Raw genomic sequence first — 26,437 nt, 5'->3', positions numbered from 1 at the left:
ATCCTTCACATCTTCTGCGGCGCTCAACGTGAAGGCATGACGGCACCGCGCGACCCGGCCCTGTCCTCTCCCCCGCCCGCCCGCGCCCGCAAGCGCACGTTCGGCGTGTATATCGGACGCTTCGAGCCGCCGCACGCCGCGCACCTCCTGGTGATGCTGGAGGCGCTCCAGAGCGTGCAGAAGCTGATCGTGGTGATCGGCAGCGCGCGGGCGGCCCGCAATACGAAAAATCCCTTCACCGCCGAGGAGCGCCAGGAGGTCATCACGGCGATGCTGCGGGAGGCGGGCGTGGCGAGGAGCCGCCTCCTGTTCGTCCACGTGCGCGACTACTTCTACAATGAGGGGTTGTGGCTTTCCGAAGTGCAGGGCGGCGTGGCCGAACACACCCGGGGCAGCAGCGACGTGGCGCTGATCGGGCACATCAAGGACGAGAGCAGCTACTACCTGCGCTCCTTTCCCGCCTGGGAGTTCATCCCCACCCACGTGGTCAGCCCCCTGAGCGCGACCGACGTGCGCAAGGCGTACTTCGAGGACCGGTTGGAGGACGCCCGGGGCATGGTCCCGCCCGCCGTCCACGCCTTCCTGACCCGCTTTCGGGAGACGCCCGAGTACGCCGAGCTGCGCGCCGAGTACGACTACCTGCGCGAGTACCGCGCCGCTTGGGCCGCCGCCCCCTTTCCCCCCGTCTTCGTCACGGCGGACGCGGTGATCACACGCAGCGGGCACGTCCTCGTGGTGCGGCGGGCGGGGTTGCCGGGCCGCGGACGGCTCGCCATGCCCGGCGGCTTCCTCGCCCCGGACGAAACCCTGCTCGCCTGCGCTGCCCGCCGCGCGTACCAGGAAACGGGGCTGGGTGAGGCCGTGAACCTCACCGGGCATCTGCGCGCCCAGGCCGTTTTCGACTACCCCGACCGCAGCCAGCGGGGCCGGACAGTCACCCACGCCTTTCACTTCGACCTCGGGATCGGCCAGCTTCCCGTCCTGAAGGCCGCCGCCGGAGCCGCCGACGCCTCCTGGATGCCCCTCTCCCAGGCCATGAGCCAGCCCGAACTCTTCTTCGAGGACCACCACGCGATCATTGAGCACTTCCTGATGCGGGGGTAACGACGGGGGCACCCCCACCAGGCCCCATTCTGCTCACTGTTCTAATAATCTATAGGAGCAATAGTGAGAGCAGAAGGACGGTCTTTCCCGCCCGCAGGAGGCTCCCCATGACGTTGCCCCACCTCGACGACCTGAACCTCATCCTCGACACCGACAGTTACAAGAGCAGCCACTTCCTCCAGTACCCGGCAGGGACCACGCGGCTGTTCTCCTACCTGGAGTCCCGCGGGGGGCGCTACCCGGCCACGCGCTTTTTCGGGCTCCAGTACCTGCTGGACCGCTACCTGACGCGGCGGGTGACGCGGGGGAACGTGGAGGAGGCCCGCGCGCTGATCGAGGCGCACGGCGAGCCCTTCCCGTACGAGGGCTGGCTGCGGGTGGTGGAACATCACGGGGGCCGCATTCCGCTGGAAATCCGCGCTGTGCCCGAGGGGACCGTGGTGCCCATCCACAACGTCCTGATGAGCGTGACGAATACCGACCCCGAGTTGCCGTGGCTGGTGGGCTGGTTCGAGACGATGCTGATGCGGGTCTGGTATCCCACGACCGTCTGCACCCAGAGCTACCACCTGCGCGAGATCATCCGCGCCGAGCTGGAGCGGACGAGCGACCGCACCACCGAGGAGTTGCCCTTCAAGCTGCACGACTTCGGCTCGCGCGGGGTAAGCAGCCGCGAGAGCGCGGGGATCGGCGGGCTGGCGCACCTCGTCAACTTCCTCGGCTCGGACACGCTCGAAGCCTTACGGGTGGGCCGCAACCACTATGGCGCCGACATCGCGGGCTTCTCCATCCCCGCCGCCGAGCACTCCACGATCACGAGCTGGGGCCAGGAGTGCGAGGCCGAGGCGTACCGCAACATGGTTCGGCAGTTCGGCAAGCCCGGCGGTATCTTCGCCGTCGTCAGCGACAGTTACGACCTCAAGCACGCGATCAACGTCCACTGGGGCGAGACGCTGCGGCGGGAGGTCGAGGAGAGCGGCGCCACCCTCGTCGTCCGGCCCGACTCGGGCGATCCCCCCGCGATGGTGCGCCTCGCCGTCAACGCGCTGGCCGCCAAGTTCGGCACAACCACGAACAGCAAGGGCTTCCGGGTCCTCAACCACGTCCGGGTGATTCAGGGCGACGGCATAGACGAGACGACCATCCGCCAGATTCTCCAGAACCTGAGCGTGGACGGCTTTTCCGCCGAGAACGTCGCCTTCGGCATGGGCGGCGCGCTGCTGCAAAAGGTGGACCGCGACACGCAGAGGTTCGCCTACAAGGCCAGCGCGGGCGTGATTGACGGCGAGTACCGCGGCATTTATAAGGACCCCGTGACCGACCCCGGCAAGCGCAGCAAGGACGGCGTCCTCGATCTGGTGATGGAGAATGGCCGCATGGTGACGCGCCAGTACCGGACCTTCGACACCGACTTCCCGGGCAGCTTGATGCGAACAGTGTTCAGAGATGGGGAAGTGCTGGTGCGGGATACGCTGGAGGATGTGAGGGGGCGGGCGTAGGGATGAACGCGCTGGAGCCGCTTCTGCCCGTTCTGCAAACCTTGGAGCCGCTTGGGCTGCCCGCTGCCGCTCTACAGGGGTGGTACGCCTACGCCAATCAGAAGCAGGCCGCGCGGCTCGCCAAGCACCTTGAATACGAGTTGCGGCTTGTCCATCAAATGCTTTCTACACGGGTAGACCATACTTATTTGCGTTCCGACGCCTTTCAGGCAAACGTCGTTCAGGCTGTCCGTGCCGCCGAAATAGCCGAATCGGAAGACAAGCTCCGCTTTATCGCTTGCGCTCTCGCCGGATGCATTCTGAGTTTCCCACCACCCCAACTCGACAAGTTCCAAACGATGCGGATCATCGAATCCCTCTCCGAGCGGGAGCTTCGGGTGTTCGTCGAGTATTTTCGGATTCTTGATCCGATTGACCCCTATCAGGACTTCATCCCCGTTGACAGCCAGGTGTCGATTGCAGGGCTGTCAAGGCAGGAGTTTGTCGCTGCCCTCTTGGGACTTGAACAACTTGGCCTCCTCACTAAGGAAAATGTCTCTGATCGGGATGGGGAATGGACGGACACTCCTGCTCATTCCGGCCAGGGCTTTGCCTGGAAACTCACGGCCCTGGCACGTCAGGTCGCCACCTTGAGCCGCTTGCGAGGCGACGTTCTCTGAACCCCTTCAGCTTGACTCAGGCCCTCCTCCCCCTTCCGGCGGACGCAACCCCTCCCCTCCTGACCGCGTAATGGGCGGCAGGAGGCGCAAGGCATGACGAAGCCCGAAGACCCGACCCCCGGTCAAGAACCCGACCCCAAACCCAGCGTGCCGTCCTGGGTAGACGAGGTGCTGCGCGCCGAGCCGTCGCCCACGCCTGCCAGTCCGGCCAGCGAGGGAACGGGGGACCTCCGCATTCCCGAGGAGCCCCGTCCCCAGCCCGCCCCCTCGGTCGTGACGGCCACTACCCGCTCCCACGCGGGCGAGGCCGACTGGGTTTCCCGGGCCACAGGTGGCACGGCGAAAAGCCCTTCCATGCCGGTCGGGGAGCCCCAGGCCGCGCCGCCCCTGCCCAGCCGCCCGCCTGCCTGGCCCGAGCCGCCGCGCAGCATGGCCTCTGCGAACGTGCCCGCCGACATTCCCCAGAAGAAGCTGATCGCGGGTCTGCTGGCGATTGTGCTGGGCAGCTTGGGCGTCCACAAGTTCTACCTGGGGATGAACACACCGGGCGTGATCATGCTCGGGGTGAACGTGGGCGTGTGGATTCTGGCGCTGCTGCTGGGGCTGATCACGCTGGGCCTCGGCCTGATCATCACCGTGCCGCTGGCGGCCCTTCTCAGCGGCGCCATCGGCCTTCTGGGGCTGATCGAGGGCGTCCTCTACCTCACCAAATCGGACGAGGACTTCTACACCCAGTACGTGCTGGGCAAGAAGCCCTGGCTCTGACGAGCGAAAGGTTTTGCTCCCTCTCCCCCCGTGGGAGACTTGCAAAGCTGCGAAGCAGAGGGCCGGGGTGAGGGGGCGTGTGACCCGCTCGGGCGACTGCAAGGTGGACTGCCTCGTCTGCCCGCCGCGCCGCGGGGCGTGCCTGCTTACCCCCACCCGGCCTCCCCCCTCAAGGGGGAGGAGCTTTTGAACCCACTTCCGAGAAGGCAGCTTCATCCCCCCGAAACTTTGTAGGCCAAGTCATACACTACCCACGTCTATCGGATAACGATATCGGTAAACAAGACTTCTTTCAAAGGACGTGGGTATGGAACCAAACCTGCTCAAGGGGCACCTCGACCTGATTCTGCTGTCGATTCTGGAGGGCGGCCCGATGTACGGCCTGGAGATCAGCAAACAGGCCCAGGTGGAGACGGACGGCTATTTCGACCTGCGGGTGGGCAGCCTGTACCCGGCGCTGCACCGGCTGGAGCAGTCGGGCGCGGTGGAGGGCGAGTTCCGGCCCGCGCCCCGTGGCGGCGCACCGGTCAAGTACTACTGGCTGACCGAGGACGGCCAGCGGCTCCTGGCCCGCAAACGCGAGGACTTCCGGACGTTCAGCACCCATCTTCAGGCTCTGGGGAGGCGTTATGAGGGACGAGGATGAACGGCGGTACTTGAGACGCGCGACGCAGGGGTTGTGGGGCCGCAAACGGCGCGAGGTGCAGGCCGAGTTGCGCGGGCATCTGGACGCCCGGCGCCGGGAACTGGCCCTGATCGGCCTGAGCCCGGAGGCCGCGACCCGTCAGGCGCTGCACGAACTGGGCGAGCCGGAGCGGGTGAGCGTGGGCCTGGCCCGCGTCTACCTCCTGCCGACTGTGGCGCGAACGACGATGCTGAGCGCCCTGCTGGGCTGCGGGGCTTTCCTCGCCGCGACCGACCTGTCGCGCGGACTGGCGCAGGTGCGGGGCTACCAGCCGAGGTATGCCGCGCCCGGCGGGCCCTTCACGTATCTGGACATCGGGAGCCTCCAGGCCGAGTTGCGGGGGGCGGGGGTGGGGGTGGCGGGCACACCGACCCGGCCCGTCCTGACCTTCCCCAATGCGCCCGGCCCGGTCGTGGTGGAGACGGGCGGGGGGAACCTCGGCCCGTACCTCAGCCGCTCGCTCGTGCGCGACTACGGCAGCGGACAGGTGTACCTCGACGCGAATACGCTGGCGCAGTCGCTGCTGGACGCCGGGCTGGACGTGCGGGTGCGGGGCTGGGTGAATCCCCAGCTTCAGGTGGGGGACGTGACCCTCCGGCTGGGCACGCCCGCGCAGCCCGTCGAGGCCTACAACCTCTACAGCCTGGCACTGACGGGGCTGGCGCGGGAGTTGGGGCTGCGGGCGCCGTACAGTGCGCGCTGGAGCGGCGTGGACCTGGCGAGCCACCACACGTTGCGGGTGCCGGGCGGAGCGGAGGACGTGTACGCCCTCGTCACGGTGCAGTACGTGCCGCCCCGCGACCTGGACCCGCGGGCCAACCCCCTCGTGCTGGCCTTCGACCTCGCCCGGCCTGGCGCGAGCGGGCGCCTGGCCTTCGCCCTCCCGTACGACACGTTCCACCTGCGGCTGACGGGGAACGTGGAGGACCTGAGGCAGGACGCCCGGCGACTCGCGGACCCGGCGCAACGGCTGCGGTATGCGAGCGCCCAACTGCCCGCCCACGCGCTGCTGCTGCGGCTCAGCGGTGAACTGGCGCCCCGGGCCACCCCCTACACGCTGATTCCCCGGAGCGAATCCAGCGTGGGGAACTGAGCCTCACCCCAGCGCCGCCGCCAGGTCGGCCCGCAGGTCCTCCGGGCTTTCCAGCCCGACGCTCATGCGGATGGTCCGGTCGGTGACCCCGGCGGCGCGGCGGGCGGCCTCGGGCAGGCGGCCGTGCGTGGTGGTCCAGGGGTGGACGACGAGGGTGCGGGTGTCGCCCAGGTTGGGCGCGATGCGGATGACCCGCAGGCGGGACAGGAACGCGGCGGGGTCGGGGACCTCGAAGGTGAGGACCGCCCCGAAGCCGCCGCGCAGGTACTGGCGGGCGAGGTCGTGGTGGGCGCTGCCGGGCAAGCCGGGGTAGGAGACGCGCCCCACCCGCGGCTGCTCCCCCAGCCAGGTGGCGAGCGCGAGGGCCGTCTCACTCTCGCGGCCCAGGCGCAGGGCGAGGGTTTCCAATCCCTGCGCGATCAGGAAGGCGTTGTGCGGGGCGAGCGTCATGCCGAGCTGGTGGGCGCCGAACCAGCGCTGCCGCCAGGCCAGGGCCGCCTCCCCCCGCACGTTCAGGAGGCTGTTCTTGCCCCCATCGGTGTAGATGGGGTTGCGGGTGAGGTCGTGCCCGGTGCCCACGGTGACGCTCCCGCCCATCACGCTGCCGTGGCCGCCCGCCCACTTCGTCAGTGAGTGGGTCACGAGGTCGGCGCCGTGCTCCAGCGGGCGGCAGAGGTAGCCCACGCCGCCCCAGGTGTTGTCGATGCCCAGCAGGGCGCCGCGCGCGTGGGCGATCTCTGCCAACGCCGACAGGTCGGGCACGTCCCCCGCCGGGTTGCCGATGGTCTCGGCCCAGACGAGGCGGGTGTTCGGGCGCATGGCCGCCCCGATGGCCTGCGGCGTGTTCTCGACCAGGGTGGCCGAGATGCCCATCAGGGGCAGGATGTTGTTCAACAGGCCCGCGCTGCCCCCGAAGAGGCTGGCGGTGGACACCACATGGTCCCCCGCCCGGCACACGCCCAGGATCGCCGTGAGGGTTGCCGCCTGCCCGCTGGCGAGGGCGACCGTCGCCGCGCCGCCCTCCAGCGCCGTGAGCCGTTCCTCCAGGGCGCGGACGGTGGGATTTTGCAACCGGGCGTAGCTGAGCCCCTGGTTGAGCTGAAACTCGCCCTGCGCCTCCTCCAGCGTGGTGAACTGAAAGGCGGCGGCCTGGTGGATGGGGATGCCGACCGTCTGGCCCAGGCCACGGGGGATGCCGGTCTGGACGGCGGCGGTCTCGTAGCTCCACTCGGTATCGGTGGGCTGGGTTTCGTCGAGCGGGGGGCGGGTGCCAGTCATGCGCCCACGCTACGCGCCGGGAGGGGGTAGGGTGCGGGGCATGTCCGAACTGATGCGGCTGCGTGAGGTGTGGGGCCACCGCCCCCTCCTTGGCGCCGGCGTGAGTGTTCTCCTGCAGGACGAATCTGGTCGGGTTCTCCTCCAACGGCGGGGGGACGACGGGCTGTGGGGCACGCCGGGGGGAGCCCTGGAGCCGGGCGAGGATGTGTTGACGGCGGCCCGGCGTGAACTGCTGGAGGAAACGGGGTTGAGGTGCCCTAACCTCAGGCTGCTGCCGCCCCAGGAAGGGCTGGTCAGCGGTCCAGAGATGTATCACCGCTACCCGAACGGGCACGAGATTTATTACGCGGGAATGCAGTCGCACGGCACGCTCCCCGCCTCGGCCCTCGCGGACGCGCAGCCGGATGACAGCGGCGAAACGCTGGCCCTGGACTGGTTCGCGCTGGATGACCTCCCCACCCTCAGCGGCAACATCAACCGCGCGAATCTGAACGTCCTGCGTACACGCGCGGGTCTGCCGCCCTTGCCGCTGGAACCCACGCCCCCACCACCTCCCCCCGGAAATTACCTGTCCGAGTTGCGGAGGGTGGCGGGACAGCGGCGCCTCCCCCTTTGTGTGCCGGTTGTCGCCATCCTGGTCACGGACAAGCTGGGGCGCCTGCTTCTCCTGCGGCGTGGGGATACTGGCCTCTGGACCCTGCCCGGCGGCGTTCTGGAACCGGGTGAAAGCTTTGAAGCGTGCGCCCGGCGGGAACTCTTCGGGGAAACGGGCCTCTCTGCCGCCCGGCTGGAGCCGCTGCACCTGTACGCCGGGGCCGAGTACCGCTTCACCTATCCCCACGGGGACGTGATCGACAACGTGAGTGTGCTGTACCGGGCGCAGGAAACAGGCGGCGACCTCCACCTCCAGGCAGGGGAGAGTCCAGGGGCCGCCTGGTTTGCCCTGGACTCCCTGCCGGGCGAAACCGAGTTGGGCGGCCCGCTCATCCGGGCGATGGTGGCCCACGTCGCCTCCCCTCGTGCTCAAGTTCGCGCGACAGCTCTCCCACAACGTGATGTACTGCTGAGGTGAATCTAAAGAATGTTAGAAGTGGCGCGCTTCTCGGCCTCTCCGCCCTGCTGCTCGCGGCCTGTGGTCCCCAGAATGGGATCGTCACCCCCAACCCCGACGCGCTGACGCAGCCGCCCGCGCTCACGGTGGGCAAGGCGACCGAGCTTCAGAACGTGCCCGCCGTCCTCGAGCGGGCCTCCGGGACGCTGGCGAGCATGCTGAATCCGGCCAGCCCGGACTTCGACCCGGACCTGAAAGTCCTCTTCCAGTTGATGGGGGTGAGGGGCAGCTCCGTCCCGAACGCCTCCACCAACCCGCTCGGCCTGGGGCACGACCTGACGCGGATGCTGACCCGGCAGGGCACGATCCGGCCCCTGGACTCCTCCGCGACGCCCGTGACCCAGCAAAACCCCCTGCCCACCGGGACCTACACCCTCGACGCGGCGGGGAATGTCAGCTCCAGCAAGGAGCCGACCACCGGGTACGTGATGAGGAATCTGGCCGAGGGCACGACCTTCGCGGTGAACTGGCGGGAGGGCGGCGCGGCGACCGTGTGGGTGGAGTACACCCAGGCTGGCCCGTATATGGTCCGCATCCGGCAGGAACTCCCCACCCGCGCGAGCGCGACCTTTACCAAGGAGGGCAGGAAGCTCGCCGCCGCGGGATTCAGCCTGACGCCGGGCGCGTGCCTGGGGACCGCCGGACCCGAGGCCCTCTCCCTGAACGCCTGGGCGGGCCGCGAGCAGAACCCCCCGGCCTCGCTCGGCCTCCAATATGGCTGGACCGACACCGGCATCAGCCTCAAGGCGAACGCCAGCTACCGCACGCGCACCTACAGCGCCGGGGCGGCGCTCGACCTGGACATTCGCGGCACCACGGCCAACCGCTGCACCCCCGCCAGCCTGAGCTTCACGCCCACCCGCGCCGACTTCGGGGCGAGCGCCAGCGTGCCGGGCGACGCGGTGGAGGCCAGCCTGGGCCTGCGGAAGCTGAACAATCTGGTGATCAGCGGGGCCGAGCTGAAGACCCCCTCGCCCTTCGCGCGGGTCACGGGGGACCTGAGCGCCAGCGTGACGCACAACGCGCAGCCCATGCTGACCGCCTTCGGCCCGCTGGCGGACGGCGCCGACATGGACCTGCTCCCCGGCGACGCGGTGGTCGTACGCTACGTCCAGAACGGCAAGCTGGTCGAGACGAACCTCGCTGGCGCGCTGAAGAAGTTCTTCCGCTAAGGGGGGCGGGCAAGGGGGGAGGCCCGGTGGTGCGGCCTCCCCCTTCTTATTACTTCTCCCGGATGCTCCAGCCCTGCGCCCGCACCGCCCCGATCAGGCGCTCCATGATGGGGTCCACCTCCGCGTCTGTCAGCGTCCGCTGCCCCCGGAACACCAGGCGCACGGCCACGCTGCGTTGCCCCTCCGGGATGGGGGCGCCCACGTACACGTCGAAGGGCTCGACGCTTTCGAGGAGGTCACCCGCCCCCCGCCGCAGCAGGGCGGCGATCTCGCCGTAGCTGACCTCCAGTGGGGCAATCACCGCGAGGTCGCGCCAGGCGGCGGGGGCGCGGCTGGGGTCGCGGAAGGCCCAGGTCCGGCCCGGCAGGGGCAGCGCGGTCTCCAGCAGGAAGGTGTCGCCCCTGAGGCCGAACTCCCCCGCGATCTCGGGGTGGAGGGCGCCCAGCCAGCCCACAGATTGCCCGTTCCACATGGCCTCGCCCGCGATGCCGGGGTGGAGGGCGGGGGGCACGGCGTCCCCGCGCAGTTGCCGCAGCTCGAAGTCGGCACCCAGGCTGGCAGCGAGGGCTTCCACCAGGCCCTTGAAGGCGCCGAAGGACCCGGCGACCCCCGCCACGTACGTCTGCGGCGCGAGCGGCCCACGCATCAGCAGGCCGAGGCGCTCGCGCTCCCCCTCTGCCGGAAAAATCCGCCCGATCTCGAACAGCAACACCCGCTCGCCCTTGGGATGAACCTGCGCGGCTTTGAGGAGGCTGGGGTAGAGGGCCGTCCTCATTCCCGTCCGGTCAGCGGTGAGGGGATTGCGCAGGCGCACGCCGGGGCGCTCGCTGCGGGCCTTCACCGCCTCCTCGTCGTTCGTGAAGGTGTAGGTCACGACCTCCTGAAAGCCCAGGCCGCTCAGGGTGCGGCGCAGGGTGTCGCGCTCCCGGCTCGCTTGCTCGGCGCCCAGGTTGCTCTCGTGAACGCGCAGGGTGGGCAGCGTCTCGGGGAGGTGGGCATAGCCGTGCAGCCGGGCCACCTCCTCGGCCAGGTCCTGCCAGATGTTCATGTCCACGCGCCAGGAGGGGGGCGTGACGGTCAGGCGGTCGCCCTCCCGCTCCACCCGGCACCCCAGGCGAGTGAGGATGCCTTCCATCTCGTCCGTGCCCACCTCCATGCCGAGGAGCGCGCGAATCTGGTCCCCAGTCACTTCAATGGGGCCGGGTACCTCCGGCTGGCCGACGAGGGTGGCCCCGGGGTGGGCCTGCCCTCCGCCGAACTGTGCCAGCAGCCCCGCCACCCGGTTCGCGCCGCGTGGGGCGAGGAGGGGATCGACGCCGCGCTCGTAGCGGTACACGGCGTCGGTCTTCAGGCCGAGTCGCGTACTCGTGCGGCGCAGCAGGACGGGGTCGAAGTGCGCCGACTCGATCACCACGTCCGTCGTATCCGCCCTCACATGCCCGTGGTCGCCGCCCACGATGCCCGCGATGCCGAGGACACCCTGGCCCGGCTTCGGTTCCTTCGCCGTGGCGAACGCCTCCATCACCGTCGGGATGTGGACCTCGCGCCCATCGCGGATGAGGAGGTCCTCGGGGCCGACGGTGTGCTCGCCCCCCAGCAGGTCGCGCACGATCTCGCCCTGCCGCAGCCCGAAGGAGACGATGATCTGGTCATCCGCGACCTCCCGGCGGTCGTACAGCGCGGTGGGCTGGCCGAGTTCCAGCATCACGTAGTTGCTCGTATCCACGATCAGGTCGATGGGGCGCATTCCGGCGAGGGTCAGGCGGCGCTGCATCCACAGGGGCGCGGGGCCGTTCCGCACACCATTCACCGTGCGGGCGGCGAAGTGGTCGCAGCCGAAGCGAATCTTGCGCGAGGGGTCACGTTCGAGGGTGATGCCGCGCGGGGGCAGGGTGACGCGAATCTCGCCCTCGCCGCTGGACGGGAGCCCCGCTTCCGGCTCCACGAGGTCGAGCCCCAGGAACGCCGCGAGGTCGCGGGCCAGCCCCAGGGCGCTCAGCACGTCGGCGCGGTTGGGCGTGACCTCCACGTCCAGGACGGAGTCGGCGGGCCACAGTTCACGCATCGGGGTTCCAGGCGCCGCCGTCCCCGCCGGGAACAGCATCACTCCCGCGCTGGTCTCGCCGATGCCGAGTTCCTTCGCGCTCGCCGCCATGCCCCAGGACTCGACGCCCTGCATCTGGCGGACGCCGTACTCCATGTCGCCGAGCGTCGTGCCCGGCGTGACGAGGGCGACCATCGTTCCGGCGGGGAGGCCGACCGCGTTGGGCGCCCCGGAGGCAATCGTGCGGGTCCCGTGCGGCCCCACGTCGAGCGAAAGTTTGGTGAGCGCCGTTCCCTCGATGGGTTCGGCAGCCGTCACGGCGGCGAGGAAGACGCCCTCGGGGGGAGCAGGTACTTCCTCGATGCCCTCCAGCGGCAGGCCCATGCTGGCGAGGATGGGTTCGAGGTCAGGGGCGGGGGGAAGTTGGGGAATCAGTTCTTGGAGCCAGGAGTAGGGGAGTTTCATGAAAAACCTCAGAGAAGAGAGGAGGCTAGAGGGCGTCGTTTTCAGGGTTGCCAGGCCCGTTCACCCCCTCCCCGGCCCTCCCCCCTCAAGGGGGAGGGAGAAAGGAAGGCACTAGGCTGGGGCGTGGTGAAGTGGGAAGCGAGGACGAGCCCGTCTACCGAAGTCGCCCGTGCGCTGCGGGGCCGGATGACGCCGGAAGAAGCACTGCTGTGGCGGCATTTGCGGGGTAAGAAGCTGGGAGTCAGCTTCCGCCGACAGGAGCCGATGGGCCGGTACGTCGCCGACTTCGTGTGTTACGAGCAAAGCCTCGTCATCGAACTGGACGGCAGCCAACATCTGAACAGCGAGGCGGACAGACAACGGGACGCGGACATGGCCGAACACGGCTTCGAGACGCTGCGCTTCTGGAACCATGAGATCAGAAACAACCTGAGCGGCGTCCTGGAACGAATACAGCAGACCCTGGAAGCTCGCGGGGAGCTTTAACCCCTCCCCCTTGAGGGGGGAGGTTGGGAGGGGGTGAACGGGCCTGGCAACCCCTCCAGCGTTCACTTCAACTCCTTCCCGGACTGCCTAAGCACAGACGCTCCGTTCACGCATAGGTAAGGAGACCTTATACATCAACCGAAGTTCCGATCCACGATGTTCTGAAGAATCGGCAACAACTTAGAGAGCAAGTGAACGTCCAAAGGATTTCCGTCAACGTCCGCTAGCGCATTCCTCAGAAAGTACAAGTCTTCAGACAACTGCCCGACCCCGAGCGTCTTCGGCTCTGCACTCATGTCATAGCGCTCTTGCTCCTCAAGAAGCAGCCAGTAATAGTCGTCAGGGACAGGGAGAGAGCTACCACGTCGCCGTAATCCATCCAGAATCAGGGTGAACGCTTTCTCCAGCTCATCGACCCTAATCGCCTGTTCCACGTTCACCCCAACTCCCCCCTGAACTGCCCCAGCACCCGCGGGTCGTTCGCGTAGAAGTAGCGGATATCGGGAATCCCGTACTTGAGCATGGCGATCCGCTCCGGCCCCAGCCCGAAGGCAAAGCCCGTCTTGCCCTCGTACACGCGGGGCTTGCCTTGAGCTTCCCTTAGATCGTCCACCGCTTTAAACACGTTGGGGTGGATCATGCCGCAGCCGCCGAGTTCCAGCCACTTGCTCTCGCCGCGCGGGTTCTCCCACCACACCGCGAAGTCGGCGCCCGGCTCGACGAAGGGGTAATAGCTCGGCTGGAAGCGGACCTTGGCCGTGGGGCCGTACAGCCCGCGCGCCATCTCGGCAATCGTGCCCTTGAGGTCGGCCATGCTGATGCCGTCGCCGACCACGAGGCCCTCAAGCTGGTGGAACATCGCCTCGTGGGTGGCGTCGGTCGCCTCGTAGCGGTAGACCTTGCCGCGCACGACGACCTTGAGGGGCGGCTCGTGGTCCACCATGTAGCGCACCTGCATGGGGCTGGTGTGGGTGCGGAGCAACCGGCCGTCCTCCAGCCAGAAGGTGTCCTGGAGGTCGCGGGCGGGGTGATACCACGGCACGTTCAGCGCCTCGAAGTTGTGGTGCTCGTCCTCGACCTCCGGCCCCTCGATCACCGCGTAGCCCATGCGCTCGTAGATGCGGATCAGGTCGTCATACACGCGGTTGATCGGGTGCAGGCCACCCGCCGGGAGGGGCAGGCCGGGGAGAGTCACGTCGATGGCCTCGGAGGCGAGCTTGGCGTCGAGGGCGGCGCGTTTGAGGGTGGTCTCGCGCTCGGTGAGGGCAGCGTCGATGGCCTGGCGAAGGGCGTTGATCTCGGCGCCGCGGCGCTTACGCTCCTCGGGGGGGAGTTTGCCGAGCGACCCGAGTTCCTTGGTGACGAGGCCGCTCTTGCCCACATACCGGGTCTTGACGGTTTGAAGGACATCAAGGTCGGGGGCTTGTTGGATGGCTTGCAGGGCTTCTTCTCTCATGGGGACTCCTCGGGCAAAAGAAAAACCCCGCCACGCGAAAGTGGCGGGGACGGACGCTCGACCGTTCTCAGGTCAGCGCAGCCCCGCGGCCCGTAAAGGGCGAACGTGGACCGGGGCGGGGCGTCATGGCTTCAGGGTAACGGCCACGGCAGGGAGGGTCAAGGTGGGGGCCTGACCGCCCGATCACACTTGGCCCGGCAGAGTGGGGCGCGTGAATCCGCGCCTGACCCTGCCCGCCCTGCTCGCCCTCTCGCTCACGCTCGCGGCCTGCGGTGACCGGTCCAGCGCCGAGACTCCGGCCCTCGGGTCGCTCGCCGCGACCGGGGAACCCGTCATCAACGAGCTGTACTACGACTCGGCGGGCACGGACGCGGGCACCTTCATCGAGTTGCGCGGACCGGCGGGCAAGAGCCTGAGCGGGTACACCCTGACCGCCCACGACACGGCGGGGACGGCGTACCGGACGCTGACCCTCTCGGGCACAATCCCGGCGAGCGGGTACTACGTGGTGGCGCAGGACACGACCGTGCCGGGCCGCACGCTGGTGAACTCGGGCGCCGACCTGAACAACGGTAGCGCCAGCCTGCGCCTGCTGAGGTCCGGCACCGTGATCGACGCGGTCGCCTACGGCACGCCGACGACCGGACGCGGCGAGGGCTTACCCGCCCCGACCACGGGCGCCGGGTCCGCCCTCGCCCGCGTGCCCGACGGGCAGGATACGGACGCGAACAGCGCGGACTTCCGGGTGCAGGCGGCCACACCTGGCGCGGCGAACGGCGGCACCTCCACCCCGACCGGGAACACTGTGCTGTTCGACCTGACGAAGAAGGAGGACGCCGGAAACGCCGACTGGCGCATCGACGGCGCCTACAGCGACTACGCGGCGGCGCTGCGCGGGCTGGGGTACACGGTGAAGGCGCTGACGGGGACGGCGATCACCTCCACCGCGCTGAGCGGGGCCAAGGTCCTCGTCATCGCCGAGCCGCAGAACCCGCTCTCGGACAGCGAGCGCTCGGCCATTCAGACCTTCGTGCAGAGCGGCGGGGGGCTCTTCATGGTCAGCGATCACCGCGATTCCGACCGCGACAACGACGGGTGGGACAGCCCGGAGGTCTTTGGCGGCTGGGACGGCAGCACGCCCGCGAGCGTCACGACTTCGCTCCAGCGCAGCCTGGACAGCGACACGCTCTTCGCCCTGCGGCACTCCTTCAACTCCAGCTTCAGTGATCCGGTGTATACGGCGACTCCCACGGCGAGCAGTCACCCCATCGTGGTGGGCGGGGCGGGCAGCGGGGACGACGTGGCGAGCGCGGGAGTGTACGTGGGCACCAGCATCGACGTGCTGGCGGGCACGGGCGTTCTGGGGGCCAATGGGAAGACGTACCTGGGCGTGAACAGCGTTGGGGCGGGCCGGGTGGCCGCCTGGGGCGACACCAGCACCTTCAGTGACGGGACCTTCAGCGACGGCACGACCAGCCAGTACCAGAACTGGGGGAACCTGAGCAACGCGAACCTGGGCAAGAACGTGGTGCGCTGGCTCGCGGGCGACCTGTAGACCGAACCTTCAGGACGCGGGCGGGCCTGTGCGGCTCCCCACGTCCTTATTGTTGGCCTTGGGCTCGGTGGGGCCGTGTGCGAGCATGCCCCTATGATTGAGTGGCGGAGCGCGGAGTCGGGCGGTGGGTGAGGTTCACGCGGAGGCCTTTCTGCTGGCGGCGGGTGTGCTGCTCCTCGCCAGCCTGGTCGTGAGCCGGTTGGGCGGGCGGCTGGGTATCCCGGGGCTGCTGCTGTTCCTGGGCGTGGGAATGTTCGCGGGGTCGGACGGGCTGGGCATCCAGTTCTACGACTACCGGCTGGCACAGGCGCTGGGCACGCTCGCCCTGTGCTTCATCCTCTTTCAGGGCGGGCTGGATACCAACTGGCGGCTCGTGCAGCCGGTGGTGAAACGTGGCCTGAGCCTGGCGACCCTGGGCGTGCTCCTCACGGCGGGGGTGATGGCCACCTTCGCCCACTTCGCCTTCGGCTTTCCGTGGCTGGCCGCGTGGCTCCTGGGGGCCATCGTGAGCAGCACGGACGCCAGCGCCGTCTTCTCCGTCCTCAAGGAGCGCAATCTGGGCCTGAAGGGCGACATCGACCCGCTGCTGGAGTTCGAGTCGGGGGTGAACGACCCGATGGCGGTCTTCCTCACGGTCGGGCTGATCGAGCTCATTGCCTCGCCGGGTGCGGGCGTCCTGGACATCGTGCCCCTCTTCCTGCGGCAGATGGTGCTCGGCGCGGTGCTGGGGGTCGTGCTGGGGCGGGTGGCGCTGTGGGTCCTCAACCGGGTGCAGCTCCAGTTCGAGGGGCTGTATTCGGTCCTCACCCTCGCGCTGGCGCTGACGATCTTCAGCGGGACGGCGGTGCTGGGCGGGAGCGGCTTTCTCGCGGTCTATATCGCGGGCGTGATTCTGGGCAACGCCGACTTCATCCACAAGCGCAGCCTGATCTCCTTCCACGACGGGCTGGCCTGGCTGATGCAGGTGGGGATGTTCCTCACCCTGGGGCTGCTCGTCAACCCGCGCGAGTTGTTGCCGACCGCTGGCCTGGCGCTGGCGTGCGCCCTGGTCCTCGTCTTCGTGGCGCGGCCCGTCAGCGTGTATCTCAGCCTGGCGCGGGCGCGGATGCCGCTGAACGAGAAAACGATGGTCGCGTGGGTGGGGCTGCGGGGCGCCGTGCCCATCGTCCTCGCCACCTTCCCGCCCCTCGCCGGGGTGCCGCAGGCGCAGACGCTCTTCAACGTGGTCTTCTTCATCGTGCTGACGAGCGTGCTGCTCCAGGGCACGACCCTCACCCTGGTCGCCCGCTGGCTGAGGGTGCGCGAGACACTGCCGCCGCGGGCCGCCTACCCGATCACCTACACGCCGACCGGTCACAACAAGAACGAGATGGTGGAGGTCGAGGTGCGGCCCGGCAGCGACGCCGACGGCGCCCGCATCGTGGACCTGCACCTGCCGCCCGAGGCGCTGGTGATCCTGATTCACCGCGCCGGGGAGTTCCTGATCCCCAAGGGGGCGACCGAGCTCGCGGCGGGGGACAGCGTGCTTGTGCTCGCGGGCGGCGAGGAGCTGACCGAGGTGCGGCGCCGCCTGGGCACGGCGGGCTGAACAGGGGGTGGGAGGCGGGCGCCGGGTCCGGTAGGCTGGGCGGCGATTCTGTCCCGATCCGAACGAAGGTCCCCCGGAGGTTCCCTGTGGCTCATGTCCGCGCCCCCTTGAAGATTCTCGTCGCCGCCCTGCTCGCCCTCCCGCTGACGACCGCCGCGGCCCAGGGCTCCGGGCAGTTCGGCGGGCTGAAGTACCAGGTCCCCGCCGGGTGGACCTCCCGCACAGAGGCGGGCGCGCTCGTCCTGAGCCCCTCGGGCCTGGCGGCGGGCGACGTGGTGACGGTGCGGTTCCTGCCGCCCGCGAAGGCCCCCGCCGACTTCGCCGCCTGGTTCGCCACGCACGTGACAAACAACTCACGCGACCTCGCCGGGCAGCGCACGAGCCCCGTGCAGCCGGAGAAGACGGACGAGGGCGACCGGGCACTCACCCAGGTCGTCATCGGCACCGTGAACGGACAGCCGCGCTTCCGGTATTTCCTGGCCGTGCTCCACGGGAATCAGGTGTTCGCGGCGCACTACACCACATCCAGCCTGGCGCTGCTGGAGAAGTACCAGCCGGGGCTGGAAGCGTTTCTGAACTCGGTGGACCCGGCAAGCCCTTCCGGGACCCAGGCCAAGGCGCCGACGCCCCCAGCGCAGGGGACGACCCGGCCCGCGACCCCCACCCCACCCACGGGTGGCACCTGGCCGAGCGTCACCGCGATCAGCACTCCCAAGTTCGTCGCCTCCGGGCGTGACCCCGAAGTGGAGCCCATTCCCGACGAGTTCCGCTGCTACGCCGAGCTGCGGGGCAGCGATTACGCCAAACCCCCGCTGCGCCTGCAAATCCTGGAGGGGCGGCAGTACCGGGTCGGCGACGGCACGAAGGTCTTCGGCTCGGGGGCCTACACGACCGTGAAGGGGACGCTGAACAAGGTGCGCTGGACCTCCGGGCCACTCGCCGGGACGGACGACGCCTACCTGGGCTTCGACGACTACGGCCAGAGCATCAACCTCCAGAACGTCGGCCCGGAGGACAAGCAGATCGACTTCGAGTGCTACCAGCGCGGGCCGCGCGAGGACTACGCCCGGCTGACCTTCGGCCTGCGGACGCCCAAACCCGGTCGCTACGCCTGCGTGCAGATCAACGCGAACGGGAAGGCCGCGCCGCCGCTGGAACTCCTGCCCGGCAACCGCTACCGGGTGAACGGCGCGGAGGGGCAGTACCGCCTGGACCTCCTGAGCGACCAGGACGACGACAACGGCGACGTGGACTTCGTCAGCGGTCCCTGGGCGGAGAAGTCCGGCTATTACGGGGAGGAGAACGGCAGGCGCACCCTGTACGTGTCCCGCACCGCCGAGTGCAGCGTGACCGTGAAACCCACGCCGATTCCCCGCTACGGAAAGACGAAGGCCCCGGCCCCACCCAAGGGCTCCGGCGGGCTCTCGGGGGCCTACGCGAGCTGGCAGGCGGACGTGGGCGGGTACTGCGGCGGGCTGTGCTGGAGCTTCTACATCTTCGACAAGAACGGCTACGTCTACACCGACGAACCCGACGAGGGGCTGGAGGACGCCGACTGCTCCCGCACCCACCCCAACGGCCTGCCGGTGTGCGAGGTGTATTCCTTCCGCAATGGGCAGCTCAGGATCGGAAACGGCAAGCCCGAGCCGCTGAGAAAGAAGCCGGACGGCAGTTACGACTTAGGCGGCACGACCCTGCTCGCCATCCGGCCCGTCTCGGGGCTGAAGCTGAACGGCACGTACCGCAGCTTCTCCGCCTCGGTCGCGGTGGGTGGGCTGAGCAGCAGCTACTCGGAAGCCTTCCTGCGCTTCACCCCGGATGGCCGCTTCTCCCGCGAAGCCTCGGGCGGCGCCAGTTCGACCTTCACCGACACGGGCACCTCGTCCGGCAGCGTGACGGGCGGCGTGACCGCCACGAGCAGCCGCAGCAGCAGCGGCACCTACCGCTTCGTGGGCAACACGCTGGAACTCCAGTACGCCGACGGCCATGTGGTGCGCTCCTTCGCCTTCCTGCCCGACTCCGAGGGCGGCAAGCCGAGCACCGGCCTCGTCCGTATCGGAGGCCGGTCGTACACCTTGCAGGACGGGAAGTAGCCCCGCAGACGGCCTAGACGACCCGGGACCGCCCGTCCAGATTCGCGGACGGCGGCCCTGTTTCCCGCCGGGTGGGGGTGTTACCGTGGGGGCATGACGAGCACCGCGGAGAAGCCCGCCACCTCTGACGTGGCTGCCCAGGACCCGGCGATCTTCGACCTGATCGCGCGCGAGGCCGAGCGCCAGCGCACCGGCCTGGAACTCATCGCCTCCGAGAACTTCACCTCCGCCGCCGTGCGGGCCGCGCAGGGCAGTGTCCTGACGAACAAGTACGCGGAGGGCTACCCCGGCAAGCGCTGGTACGGCGGCTGCGAGGTCGTGGACGAGGTCGAGCGCCTCGCCATCGAGCGGGTCAAGCAGCTCTTCGGCGCCGAGTGGGCGAACGTGCAGCCGCACTCGGGGAGCAGCGCCAACCTCGCCGTGTACAACGCCCTGATCGAGCCGGGGGACACGGTGCTGGGCATGGACCTCTCGCACGGGGGGCACCTGACGCACGGCAACCCGGTCAACTTCTCCGGCCTGCGGTACAGGATCGTGGGCTACAAGGTGAACCCGGAGACGGAACTCATCGACATGCAGGAGGTGCGCCGCCTCGCCCACGAGCACCAGCCCAAGATGATCATCGCCGGGGCGAGCGCCTACAGCCGCATCATCGACTTCGCGGCCTTCCGGCAGGTGGCGGACGAGGTGGGGGCGATCCTCTTCGCGGACATCGCGCACATCGCGGGGCTGATCGCGGCGGGGCTGCACCCGAACGCGCTGCCGCACGCGCACGTGGTCGCCTCGACGACGCACAAGACGCTGCGCGGGCCACGCGGCGGGATTATCCTTTCCAACGACCCCGAACTGGGCGCGAAGATCGACCGGGCCGTCTTCCCCGGCTACCAGGGCGGGCCGCTGGAGCACGTGATCGCCGCCAAGGCCGTGGCGTTCGGCGAGGCGCTGCGGCCCGAGTTCCGGGAGTACGCCGCGCGGGTCATCCGCAACGCGCAGGCGCTGGCGGGGGCCTTCCAGGACCGCGGCTACCGGGTCGTGTCGGGCGGCACCGACAACCACCTCCTCGTGCTCGACCTGCGGCCCCAGGGCCTCAACGGCACCAAGGCGACGAAGCGGCTGGACGCCAACGACATCACCATCTCCAAGTCCACCCTGCCCTACGACACCGAGAAAATTCTGCACGGCGGCGGTATCCGCATCGGCACCCCGGCGGTGACCACGCGCGGCATGGTCGAAAGCGACATGCCCACCATCGCCGACCTGATCGACCGCGCGTTGAAGGGCGAGGACGTGAAGGCCGAGGTGCACGCCTTCGCGGGCGGCTTCCCGCTGCCCTGAGTGCCCCTCGTGCCTAGCCCTCCCCCGCCGGAGGGCCTTTGTCACGCCAGTTTCCTGTGAGATTTCCCCCTCTAGACTGCGGGGCATGTCTGCCCTCCGCGTCCAAGAGGCGTCCCCGACCGCCCATGACCTGTCGCTGCACCTCACCCGGCTGGGCCTGACGGCGAGCGACCTGGGCGGCGCCATGCAGCCGGTGCTGGACGCGCTGGTGAGCCGGACGGCAGCGGTGGGGGCGGGATACTTCCAGCTCCGGGACACCACGCTGACCTACCACGCGCGGGCGGCGAGCGGGGACATGCCGCAGGGGCCGATGATGGAGGCGCTGCTCGCCCACGGCCTGCCCCCCGAGTTGCCGCTGATGGGCGCGCTGCGGTCAGCCGACCACGTGCTGTACTTCGAGGACACGCGCGCGGCGCCCGACGCGGCGGGGTTTCCCGACCTGGGCGTGATGGCGCTGACCGCCGCGCCCGTCCGGGACGCGGGGGGACGGCTGGTGGGGGCGCTGCTCTCGCACGTGTTCGCGCCCCACCCCTGGTCGCCGGAGGAGCGGCGGCTGATCAGCACGGTCACCGGCCTGCTGACGCTGCTCGCCGCGCGGCTGGACGCCGAGGAGCGCGAGCGGGCCGCCCACGAGAGCGCCCTGCGCGCCCTGGGCCTGATGCTGGAGGCCCGGGACGCGGAGACCCAGGGCCACACCGACCGGGTGACGGCGCTCGCGCTGCGCCTCGGGCAGGCCCTGGGGCTGAGTGACGCCGAACTGCGCGACCTGCGCTGGGGCGCGTACCTGCACGACATCGGCAAGGTCGGCATTCCCGACGCGATCCTGCACCACCCCGGCGCCCTGGACGCCCCCGCCCGCGCCCGGATGCAGGAACACGTCGCCGAGGGCGGGCGGCTGGCGGGGCAGCTCTCCTTCCTGCCGCGCGCCGCGCTGGACGTGGTGATGGGGCACCACGAACACTGGAACGGCGGGGGCTACCCCCACGGCCTGGCAGGCGAGGCGATTCCCCTGCACGCCCGCATCTTCGCCGCCTGCGACGTGTACGACGCCCTGACGAGTGAGCGGCCCTACAAGCGCGCCTGGACCCACGCCGAGGCCGCCGCCGAGCTCACGCGGGGCAGCGGCACCCACTTCGACCCGGCGGTGGTATCGGCGCTGCTGCGCCTGCTGGAGGAGGACGGGGCGGCCTGACCGGGGCGGATGGCCCGCCGGTAGAGAGCCCGACTCTGCGGATGGCGTTCGCCCCGTCCCCGAGTGCCGGGCGTTCAGTCCTCGGCCCGCTCCAGCAGCGAGGCCGGGAAGAGCGGCTGCTGTTCTGACGCCGGGCTGTGGGCACGGGAGTGGTTGCTGTAGGTATCCCAGGTGGGCGAGTAAGTCTCGTCGGCCTGGTTGCCCCAGACGGTCCAGCCGGGCCGGGTGCCCCGGGCGAACAGCTCGAGGTAAGGGCCTGGGCTGCACGCCTCGATGAGCCGGTACTGCTCATCGGGCTTGCGGGAATGTTCGCGCTTCTGCGTCTTCAGGATGTTGACCTGGCGGCGGCCCGGGGCCAGCGTGCGGGCATCCTTGCCCCGTACCCCGAAGAGAATGATCTCGGTGGTGTTGCGGAAATAGAAGCCGACGCCGCGCCCATCCGGTTCGCCATCCTTGCGGACCTTGTGCCAGATCAGGTTGGTCTTGTAAGTGAAGCCCCAGGCACTCATCACCTCCAGCCCCTCGGGCAGCAGGGCGTTCGGCACCCAGAGGTAGAGGTGGGCGGTGGGGGCGGCGGCCCCAGCGACCGGGATAGCTTTGATGGCCTCCAGGTCGAGGGTGGGATAACGGCTCAATCGTCGGTGTTCGGGCGCAACCTTTCCGGTGCGGTTGATGAACTGCCAGGGGGGATCGGCCAGGATGGTCGCGTACTTCCCCTGAATGTCCCGGCGGAAATCGTCGGCGGCCGACATCAGCAGTCCTCCGCGTAGGCGCGCTCGCTGATCCCGACCACGAGGATGGGGCAGCCTGCCCCACTGCCGCCCTCGATGCGGGGAAGCAGTTTGCTCATGTGGGTGGTGCTCATGCCGTAGCTGCTCCCCCGCCCCAGACGGTTGAAGATGTCCTGCAGGTGGTCGCAGCGGGTGATGATCACCCCGACGCTGACCGCGCGCAGATCGAACAGGAGCCGAAAGTTGTTCAAGTCGCGGTCGAAGAAGGGGTCTTTGTTGTTCCACTCGACTTCCAGGGCCACGCGGTTCTTGAAGCAGTCCACCTTGTGGGTGGGGCTGTCCTTGCGCACCCCGTCCACCGTCACCGCCGTATCGAACTTCTTCTCCCGCCAGCCGCGCCCCGCGAGAAAGCGGTCGATGGCGTCCGCGACCCGACTTTTGTTCCCCCCACCCGAGGCAATCCAGGACTCGCACAGCCGGAAGTCGTCCAGTAGGACCAGCAGGTCGCTCCACTCCTCGGGGAAGTCAGCCGCCAGGATGGCGCAGGCGTGCCGCCACTCATGCACCTCGTACTTCCGGCGGAGATGGTCGGGGATCAACTCAAGGGCCAAGGCGAATCACGCCTACAGGGTAACCTCCCTCACCCCTCCAGCGTGAGCAGCGTCAGTTCCGGCTCGCAGAGGTTGCGGAAGGGGACGCCGCTCGTGCCCAGGCCCCGGCTGACGTAGGCGGGCGTGCCGTAGGCCCCGCGCACCCAGCCCATCGCGTACCGCTGGCCGTAGCGGCTGGGGACGACTGGGGCGCCGACAAAGGGGAAGCGGACCTGACCACCGTGCGTGTGGCCGCACAGGACCAGCCCCACCGGACCCGGCAGGTCGGGGAGAAGGTCGGGGTTATGGCTCAGGAGCAGGGTGGCCCGCTCCCCCGCCCCGGCGAGGGCCGCCGCCGGGTCGGTCTCGTCCTGCCAGAGGTCGTCCACGCCGCCCACCCACAGGTCGTCCCGGACAGCCCGCCCGGCGTTGAGCAGGATGGGTACGCCCGCACGGGCAAAGGCGTCCGTCAGGCCCGCGCGACGCCGCGCCCAGTCGGGGCGGGCGCGGCCTCCCCGCCGGGTGTCGCCCCGCCCGAAGGAGTCGTAGTCGTGGTTGCCCCAGACCCCGAACACGCCCAGCGGCGCCCGCAGCCGGGCGAGTTCGGCGAGCAGCGGCGCGGGGTCGGCGTCCGAGCGGATGTCGAGCATGTCGCCGCCGAGCAGGATCAGGTCGGGGCGCTCGGCGTTCGCCGCGTCCACCCAGGCGCGCACCTGGGGCGCGAAGACGTACAGGCCATAGTGCAGGTCGGTCAGGAAGGCGACCCGCAGCGGGGCGCGCAGCCCCGGCAAGGTCACCCGCTCCCGCACCACGCCGAAACGGGCCGCCTGCGCCAGCCCCGCGCCGCCCAGCGCACCCACGGCCAAACCGCCGCCCAGCAGGCCGCGCAGCACCCGGCGACGGAGGGGATTCGGGGGGGAGGGGGGCGAGGCGTCCATGCCCGCACGGTACCCGCCGCGCGTGAGAGGGGCCGTCCCCCAAAAGGTGCAGCCCCCCCGGGCAGCGTAGACTGCCCCCATGACGTGGGCGGGAGACCTGCTGGTGGTGGACGTGCTCGACGAGGACGCGGGCCTCGCGGACGTGGAGGACGCGCGCGGGCGCACGTATCAGCTTCCCGCCGAGTGGCTGCCGGACGTGCGGGACGGCGCGGCGTACCGGGTGACGGTCTCGAGCGGGGGCGTGACCTTTACTCCTGACCCCGACGGTGCCCGGTTGCTGCGCGAGCGGAGCAAGCAGACGCTGCTCGACTTCGCGGACGAGCCGGGGGACGCGCGCCCGTGACGCGGCCCGTCGTCATCCTTCCCGACCTGCACGGGCGTTCGGACCTGCTGGCGGAGGCGGTCGCCTATATCAGTGAAACGTACGGCCCGGACGCCCACCTCCTGAGCCTGGGGGACGCCCTCGACCGGGGGCCGCGGAGCCTGGACTGCGCCGAGTTGCTGCTCGACCTGCACCGCCAGGGCCGGGCGACCCTGCTCATGGGCAACCACGAACGCATGGCGCAGGAGGGGCTGCAGTGGTTCCGGCAGTACAGCACCTCGCGCGACCTGGCCGACTACCGCCGCGCGATGGAGGGCTTCGGGTGGTGGATGGGCAACGGCGGCGAGAGCGTGCGCCGCGAGCTGGCCGCGCAGGGCGGCCTGACGCTGGAGCGCTTTCCGCAGGGGCTGGCCGAGTACCTCGACGCGCTCGTGCGGGTGGTGTACGTGACGGCGGACGGGGAGATCCACCGCACCCCGCCGGGGGAACCCAGCGTCCTCGTCGCCCACGCCAGCCCGCCCGTGAAGCATCCCCAGTACCCGAGTCCCGAGTCGGCGGCGCTGTGGCTGCGGCCCTTCGACGGCCCCTTCCCGCTGCCCGAGGGGGTCACGTACAGCGTCCACGGGCACACCCCCGTCCGCGTCCCGGTGCGGCTGGGGCGGCAGGTGTACCTCGACCTGGGGGCGTACGAGACGGGCCGCCTCGCGCTGCTGAGCGTGAACGTGACCGGGCGGCCCGAGGTCACCGTGCTGGAGGGCCGGGGCGATCCGGGCGCGGCGCGGCGCTACGCGGCGTTCGGCGAACCGCTCCCCACCAGCACCGTGGCCCTGACCGGGAGGTCCATGCGATGAGCAAACGCAAACAAAGCCAGGCCGCCAGCCGACTGGAAGGGCTCTGGGACGACCTGCGCGCGGGCGACCCGGGGGCCGTCCACGCCGCGCGCAAACTCACCCGGCGGGCACAGGCCGAACTGCGCGTGGCCGACGCGGGAAAGAAGACCGAGCGGGCCTGGCGCGACCTGCGCCGCGCCGCCGCCCCCCTGCGAGACCACGACGTGGCGGGGGGCCATATCCGCGACGCCCTGGTGGAACTCGGCGTGCCGGAGGGCACCCTCGCGTACTTCGACCGGACCTGGGCCGAGCGGCGGGCGGCCCTCCTGGACGCGACCGTCTGGCCGGATCGCCCCCCGGCCTTCGACCTGCGCAGGGGCTGGAAGGGCCGCGCCCGGCGCCTGATCGGGAAGGACGGGGACCGGCTCCTGCGGGACGGCGAGGCGGCGCTGGCCTCGGAGGACTCGGAGGAGTGGCACGCCTGGCGCAAGCGCCTCAAGCGCTACCGCTACACGCTCGACCTGATCGGGGGGGTGCCGCCCATCGTCACCGTCACGCTGGAGGCCCTGGGCCGCCTCCAGGACGCGGAGGTCGTCCTCGGCATCCTGCACGGCGACCCCGACCTGCTGCGCTACGAGCGCGCCCGCCTGATCGCCCGCGAGGAGGTCGCGCGGCAGGCGGCCCGGGAGCGCGTGCGCGCGCTGTTCCCCACGCTGGCCGAGCATCTGGAGGACCCCCTGGGCACCCCACCCACCGGGGAGGGGGAGCCGGAGGAGGACCACGTCGGAGCGTGAGCCCTCAAGACCCACACATCCCCTCCTCCAGCCGCCTCAACTCCTCCGGCGTGTCCACATCGGCGAGGAGGTCGGCGGGAAAACGCAGGGTGAGGGCCTGACCCGCGTACGCCCGCAGCAGGGCACGCGGGCCGTGGTCGGCGTCGGGCAGCCCGCGCAGGGCCGGGAGCAGGTCGGCGCGGAAGAGGTGGGGCGGGGCGCGAACCGCCTCCCCCGGGTCGCCGTACTCCGCGAGGACGAGAGGTGCCCCCGTCTCCCGAAATGAGGTAAGGAGCCGGGCGTGGACTTCCCCGGTCAGAAGCGGCATGTCCGCGAGGGCGAAGTGGGCGGCGGCCAGTCCTCCGGGCAAGGCGGCGACGGCGGCCCGGAACGACCCCGCCAGCCCGCGCGCCGGATCGGGGTTCACAGTGAACGTGAAGGGAAGGTCTGACAGGGCCGCCCGCACCTCCTCCCCCACCTCGCCGGGGGGAATGACGGCGAGCAGAAGGTCGAAGCCTCCCCGGCTCAGGGCGGTTGCCGCGTGGCGCACGAGGGGCTGGCCCCGCAAGGAAACGAGCTGTTTAGGCCGCCCCATGCGCGTACTCCGCCCGGCGGCGAGGAGCACGCCCGCGACGGCACCGGCGGGAGGGGGGCCGGGGGAGGACATGCCCGG

At 70.0% G+C, this 26,437-nt stretch carries 25 protein-coding genes; 17 read left to right on the top strand and 8 right to left on the bottom strand.

All coding sequences use genetic code 11. The features are described from left to right. Positions 1-36: 36 nt before the first annotated feature. The 6 genes from DAERI_RS16135 to DAERI_RS16110 all read left to right on the top strand — a co-directional run bounded on the left by DAERI_RS16135 (position 37) and on the right by DAERI_RS16110 (position 5,805). Positions 37-1,104, top strand: coding sequence for a bifunctional nicotinamide-nucleotide adenylyltransferase/Nudix hydroxylase (locus DAERI_RS16135; RefSeq protein ID WP_103130467.1), 1,068 nt, complete (start codon positions 37-39; stop codon positions 1,102-1,104). Positions 1,105-1,211: 107 nt separating this feature from the next. After that, positions 1,212-2,603 carry a nicotinate phosphoribosyltransferase gene (locus tag DAERI_RS16130; protein ID WP_103130466.1) on the top strand — a complete coding sequence of 464 codons (1,392 nt, stop codon included), beginning with the start codon at positions 1,212-1,214 and terminating at the stop codon, positions 2,601-2,603. 2 nt (positions 2,604-2,605) lie between these two features. Next, complete coding sequence (locus tag DAERI_RS16125; protein ID WP_103130465.1) at positions 2,606-3,262, top strand: hypothetical protein; 657 nt, start codon at positions 2,606-2,608, stop codon at positions 3,260-3,262. Positions 3,263-3,355: 93 nt separating this feature from the next. After that, on the top strand, positions 3,356-4,027 hold the full coding sequence (locus DAERI_RS16120; protein WP_103130464.1) for a TM2 domain-containing protein: 672 nt from the start codon (positions 3,356-3,358) through the stop codon (positions 4,025-4,027). 307 nt (positions 4,028-4,334) lie between these two features. Further along, positions 4,335-4,673, top strand: coding sequence for a PadR family transcriptional regulator (locus DAERI_RS16115; RefSeq protein ID WP_103130463.1), 339 nt, complete (start codon positions 4,335-4,337; stop codon positions 4,671-4,673). After that, positions 4,657-5,805, top strand: coding sequence for a permease prefix domain 1-containing protein (locus tag DAERI_RS16110; RefSeq protein ID WP_133162051.1), 1,149 nt, complete (start codon positions 4,657-4,659; stop codon positions 5,803-5,805). The genes DAERI_RS16115 and DAERI_RS16110 overlap by 17 nt, the downstream gene beginning before the upstream one ends. Positions 5,806-5,808: 3 nt before the next feature. Here DAERI_RS16110 and DAERI_RS16105 read toward each other — a convergent pair whose 3' ends face one another. Beyond that, the gene (locus DAERI_RS16105; protein WP_103130461.1) at positions 5,809-7,083 is read right to left on the bottom strand and encodes an aminotransferase class I/II-fold pyridoxal phosphate-dependent enzyme; all 1,275 of its coding nucleotides are present in this window, start codon (positions 7,081-7,083) and stop codon (positions 5,809-5,811) included. 40 nt (positions 7,084-7,123) lie between these two features. Between DAERI_RS16105 and DAERI_RS16100 the strand changes: the two genes are divergently transcribed. Together DAERI_RS16100 and DAERI_RS16095 are read left to right on the top strand one after the other, a co-directional pair. Then, entirely contained in the window at positions 7,124-8,155 is a 1,032-nt protein-coding gene (locus DAERI_RS16100; protein ID WP_103130460.1) for an NUDIX domain-containing protein, read from the top strand. After that, complete coding sequence (locus DAERI_RS16095) at positions 8,152-9,366, top strand: hypothetical protein (RefSeq protein WP_103130459.1); 1,215 nt, start codon at positions 8,152-8,154, stop codon at positions 9,364-9,366. Before DAERI_RS16100 ends, DAERI_RS16095 begins: the two co-directional genes overlap by 4 nt. A gap of 49 nt (positions 9,367-9,415) precedes the next feature. Here DAERI_RS16095 and DAERI_RS16090 read toward each other — a convergent pair whose 3' ends face one another. Then, positions 9,416-11,875, bottom strand: a complete 2,460-nt coding sequence (locus tag DAERI_RS16090) for a phenylalanine--tRNA ligase subunit beta (protein WP_103130458.1) — start codon at positions 11,873-11,875, stop codon at positions 9,416-9,418. Between the two features lie 123 nt (positions 11,876-11,998). Between DAERI_RS16090 and DAERI_RS16085 the strand changes: the two genes are divergently transcribed. Next, positions 11,999-12,361 carry an endonuclease domain-containing protein gene (locus DAERI_RS16085; protein ID WP_235610429.1) on the top strand — a complete coding sequence of 121 codons (363 nt, stop codon included), beginning with the start codon at positions 11,999-12,001 and terminating at the stop codon, positions 12,359-12,361. A gap of 134 nt (positions 12,362-12,495) precedes the next feature. Here DAERI_RS16085 and DAERI_RS16080 read toward each other — a convergent pair whose 3' ends face one another. Both DAERI_RS16080 and DAERI_RS16075 read right to left on the bottom strand, forming a co-directional pair. Further along, positions 12,496-12,801: a hypothetical protein gene (locus DAERI_RS16080; RefSeq protein ID WP_103130456.1), complete on the bottom strand. Its 306-nt coding sequence runs from the start codon at positions 12,799-12,801 to the stop codon at positions 12,496-12,498. Next, positions 12,798-13,817: a phenylalanine--tRNA ligase subunit alpha gene (locus DAERI_RS16075; protein WP_103130455.1), complete on the bottom strand. Its 1,020-nt coding sequence runs from the start codon at positions 13,815-13,817 to the stop codon at positions 12,798-12,800. Before DAERI_RS16075 ends, DAERI_RS16080 begins: the two co-directional genes overlap by 4 nt. Before the next feature lie 211 nt (positions 13,818-14,028). On the opposite strand from DAERI_RS16075, the gene DAERI_RS16070 reads away from it, so the two are divergent. The 5 genes from DAERI_RS16070 to DAERI_RS16050 all read left to right on the top strand — a co-directional run bounded on the left by DAERI_RS16070 (position 14,029) and on the right by DAERI_RS16050 (position 21,580). Beyond that, the gene (locus DAERI_RS16070) at positions 14,029-15,372 is read left to right on the top strand and encodes a lamin tail domain-containing protein (protein ID WP_103130504.1); all 1,344 of its coding nucleotides are present in this window, start codon (positions 14,029-14,031) and stop codon (positions 15,370-15,372) included. Positions 15,373-15,496: 124 nt separating this feature from the next. Next, complete coding sequence (locus tag DAERI_RS16065; protein WP_103130454.1) at positions 15,497-16,960, top strand: potassium/proton antiporter; 1,464 nt, start codon at positions 15,497-15,499, stop codon at positions 16,958-16,960. A gap of 86 nt (positions 16,961-17,046) precedes the next feature. Continuing rightward, positions 17,047-19,053 carry a hypothetical protein gene (locus tag DAERI_RS16060; RefSeq protein WP_133162050.1) on the top strand — a complete coding sequence of 669 codons (2,007 nt, stop codon included), beginning with the start codon at positions 17,047-17,049 and terminating at the stop codon, positions 19,051-19,053. A gap of 93 nt (positions 19,054-19,146) precedes the next feature. Then, complete coding sequence (gene glyA / locus DAERI_RS16055) at positions 19,147-20,388, top strand: serine hydroxymethyltransferase (RefSeq protein ID WP_103130452.1); 1,242 nt, start codon at positions 19,147-19,149, stop codon at positions 20,386-20,388. An 85-nt stretch (positions 20,389-20,473) separates the two neighbouring features. Further along, positions 20,474-21,580, top strand: a complete 1,107-nt coding sequence (locus DAERI_RS16050; RefSeq protein ID WP_103130451.1) for an HD-GYP domain-containing protein — start codon at positions 20,474-20,476, stop codon at positions 21,578-21,580. Positions 21,581-21,654: 74 nt separating this feature from the next. On the opposite strand, the gene DAERI_RS16045 is transcribed toward DAERI_RS16050, so the two are convergent. Genes DAERI_RS16045 through DAERI_RS16035 form a run of 3 tightly spaced genes read right to left on the bottom strand, consistent with a single transcriptional unit; the run spans position 21,655 to position 23,839 of the window. Beyond that, positions 21,655-22,332, bottom strand: a complete 678-nt coding sequence (locus DAERI_RS16045; RefSeq protein WP_103130450.1) for an MT-A70 family methyltransferase — start codon at positions 22,330-22,332, stop codon at positions 21,655-21,657. Continuing rightward, a complete protein-coding gene (locus DAERI_RS16040; protein ID WP_103130449.1) occupies positions 22,332-22,922 on the bottom strand; it encodes a BglII/BstYI family type II restriction endonuclease in 591 nt (196 codons plus the stop codon). Before DAERI_RS16040 ends, DAERI_RS16045 begins: the two co-directional genes overlap by 1 nt. 29 nt (positions 22,923-22,951) lie before the next feature. Further along, positions 22,952-23,839: a metallophosphoesterase gene (locus DAERI_RS16035; RefSeq protein WP_103130448.1), complete on the bottom strand. Its 888-nt coding sequence runs from the start codon at positions 23,837-23,839 to the stop codon at positions 22,952-22,954. A 79-nt stretch (positions 23,840-23,918) separates the two neighbouring features. On the opposite strand from DAERI_RS16035, the gene DAERI_RS16030 reads away from it, so the two are divergent. From DAERI_RS16030 to DAERI_RS16020, 3 genes are read left to right on the top strand one after another with little or no spacing between them, the layout of a single operon-like run. Further along, positions 23,919-24,182, top strand: coding sequence for a hypothetical protein (locus DAERI_RS16030; RefSeq protein WP_103130447.1), 264 nt, complete (start codon positions 23,919-23,921; stop codon positions 24,180-24,182). Beyond that, positions 24,179-25,012, top strand: a complete 834-nt coding sequence (locus DAERI_RS16025) for a metallophosphoesterase (protein ID WP_103130446.1) — start codon at positions 24,179-24,181, stop codon at positions 25,010-25,012. The genes DAERI_RS16030 and DAERI_RS16025 overlap by 4 nt, the downstream gene beginning before the upstream one ends. Next, positions 25,009-25,785: a CHAD domain-containing protein gene (locus tag DAERI_RS16020; protein ID WP_103130445.1), complete on the top strand. Its 777-nt coding sequence runs from the start codon at positions 25,009-25,011 to the stop codon at positions 25,783-25,785. The genes DAERI_RS16025 and DAERI_RS16020 overlap by 4 nt, the downstream gene beginning before the upstream one ends. A gap of 4 nt (positions 25,786-25,789) precedes the next feature. On the opposite strand, the gene DAERI_RS16015 is transcribed toward DAERI_RS16020, so the two are convergent. Beyond that, entirely contained in the window at positions 25,790-26,431 is a 642-nt protein-coding gene (locus tag DAERI_RS16015) for a nucleotidyltransferase family protein (protein WP_103130444.1), read from the bottom strand. Positions 26,432-26,437: the final 6 nt, after the last annotated feature.

It is taken from the genome of Deinococcus aerius (assembly GCF_002897375.1).
Lineage (GTDB): Bacteria > Deinococcota > Deinococci > Deinococcales > Deinococcaceae > Deinococcus > Deinococcus aerius.
The sequence above is the reverse complement of the archived record's forward strand: the minus strand, read 5'-3'. Positions and strand labels throughout refer to the sequence as shown.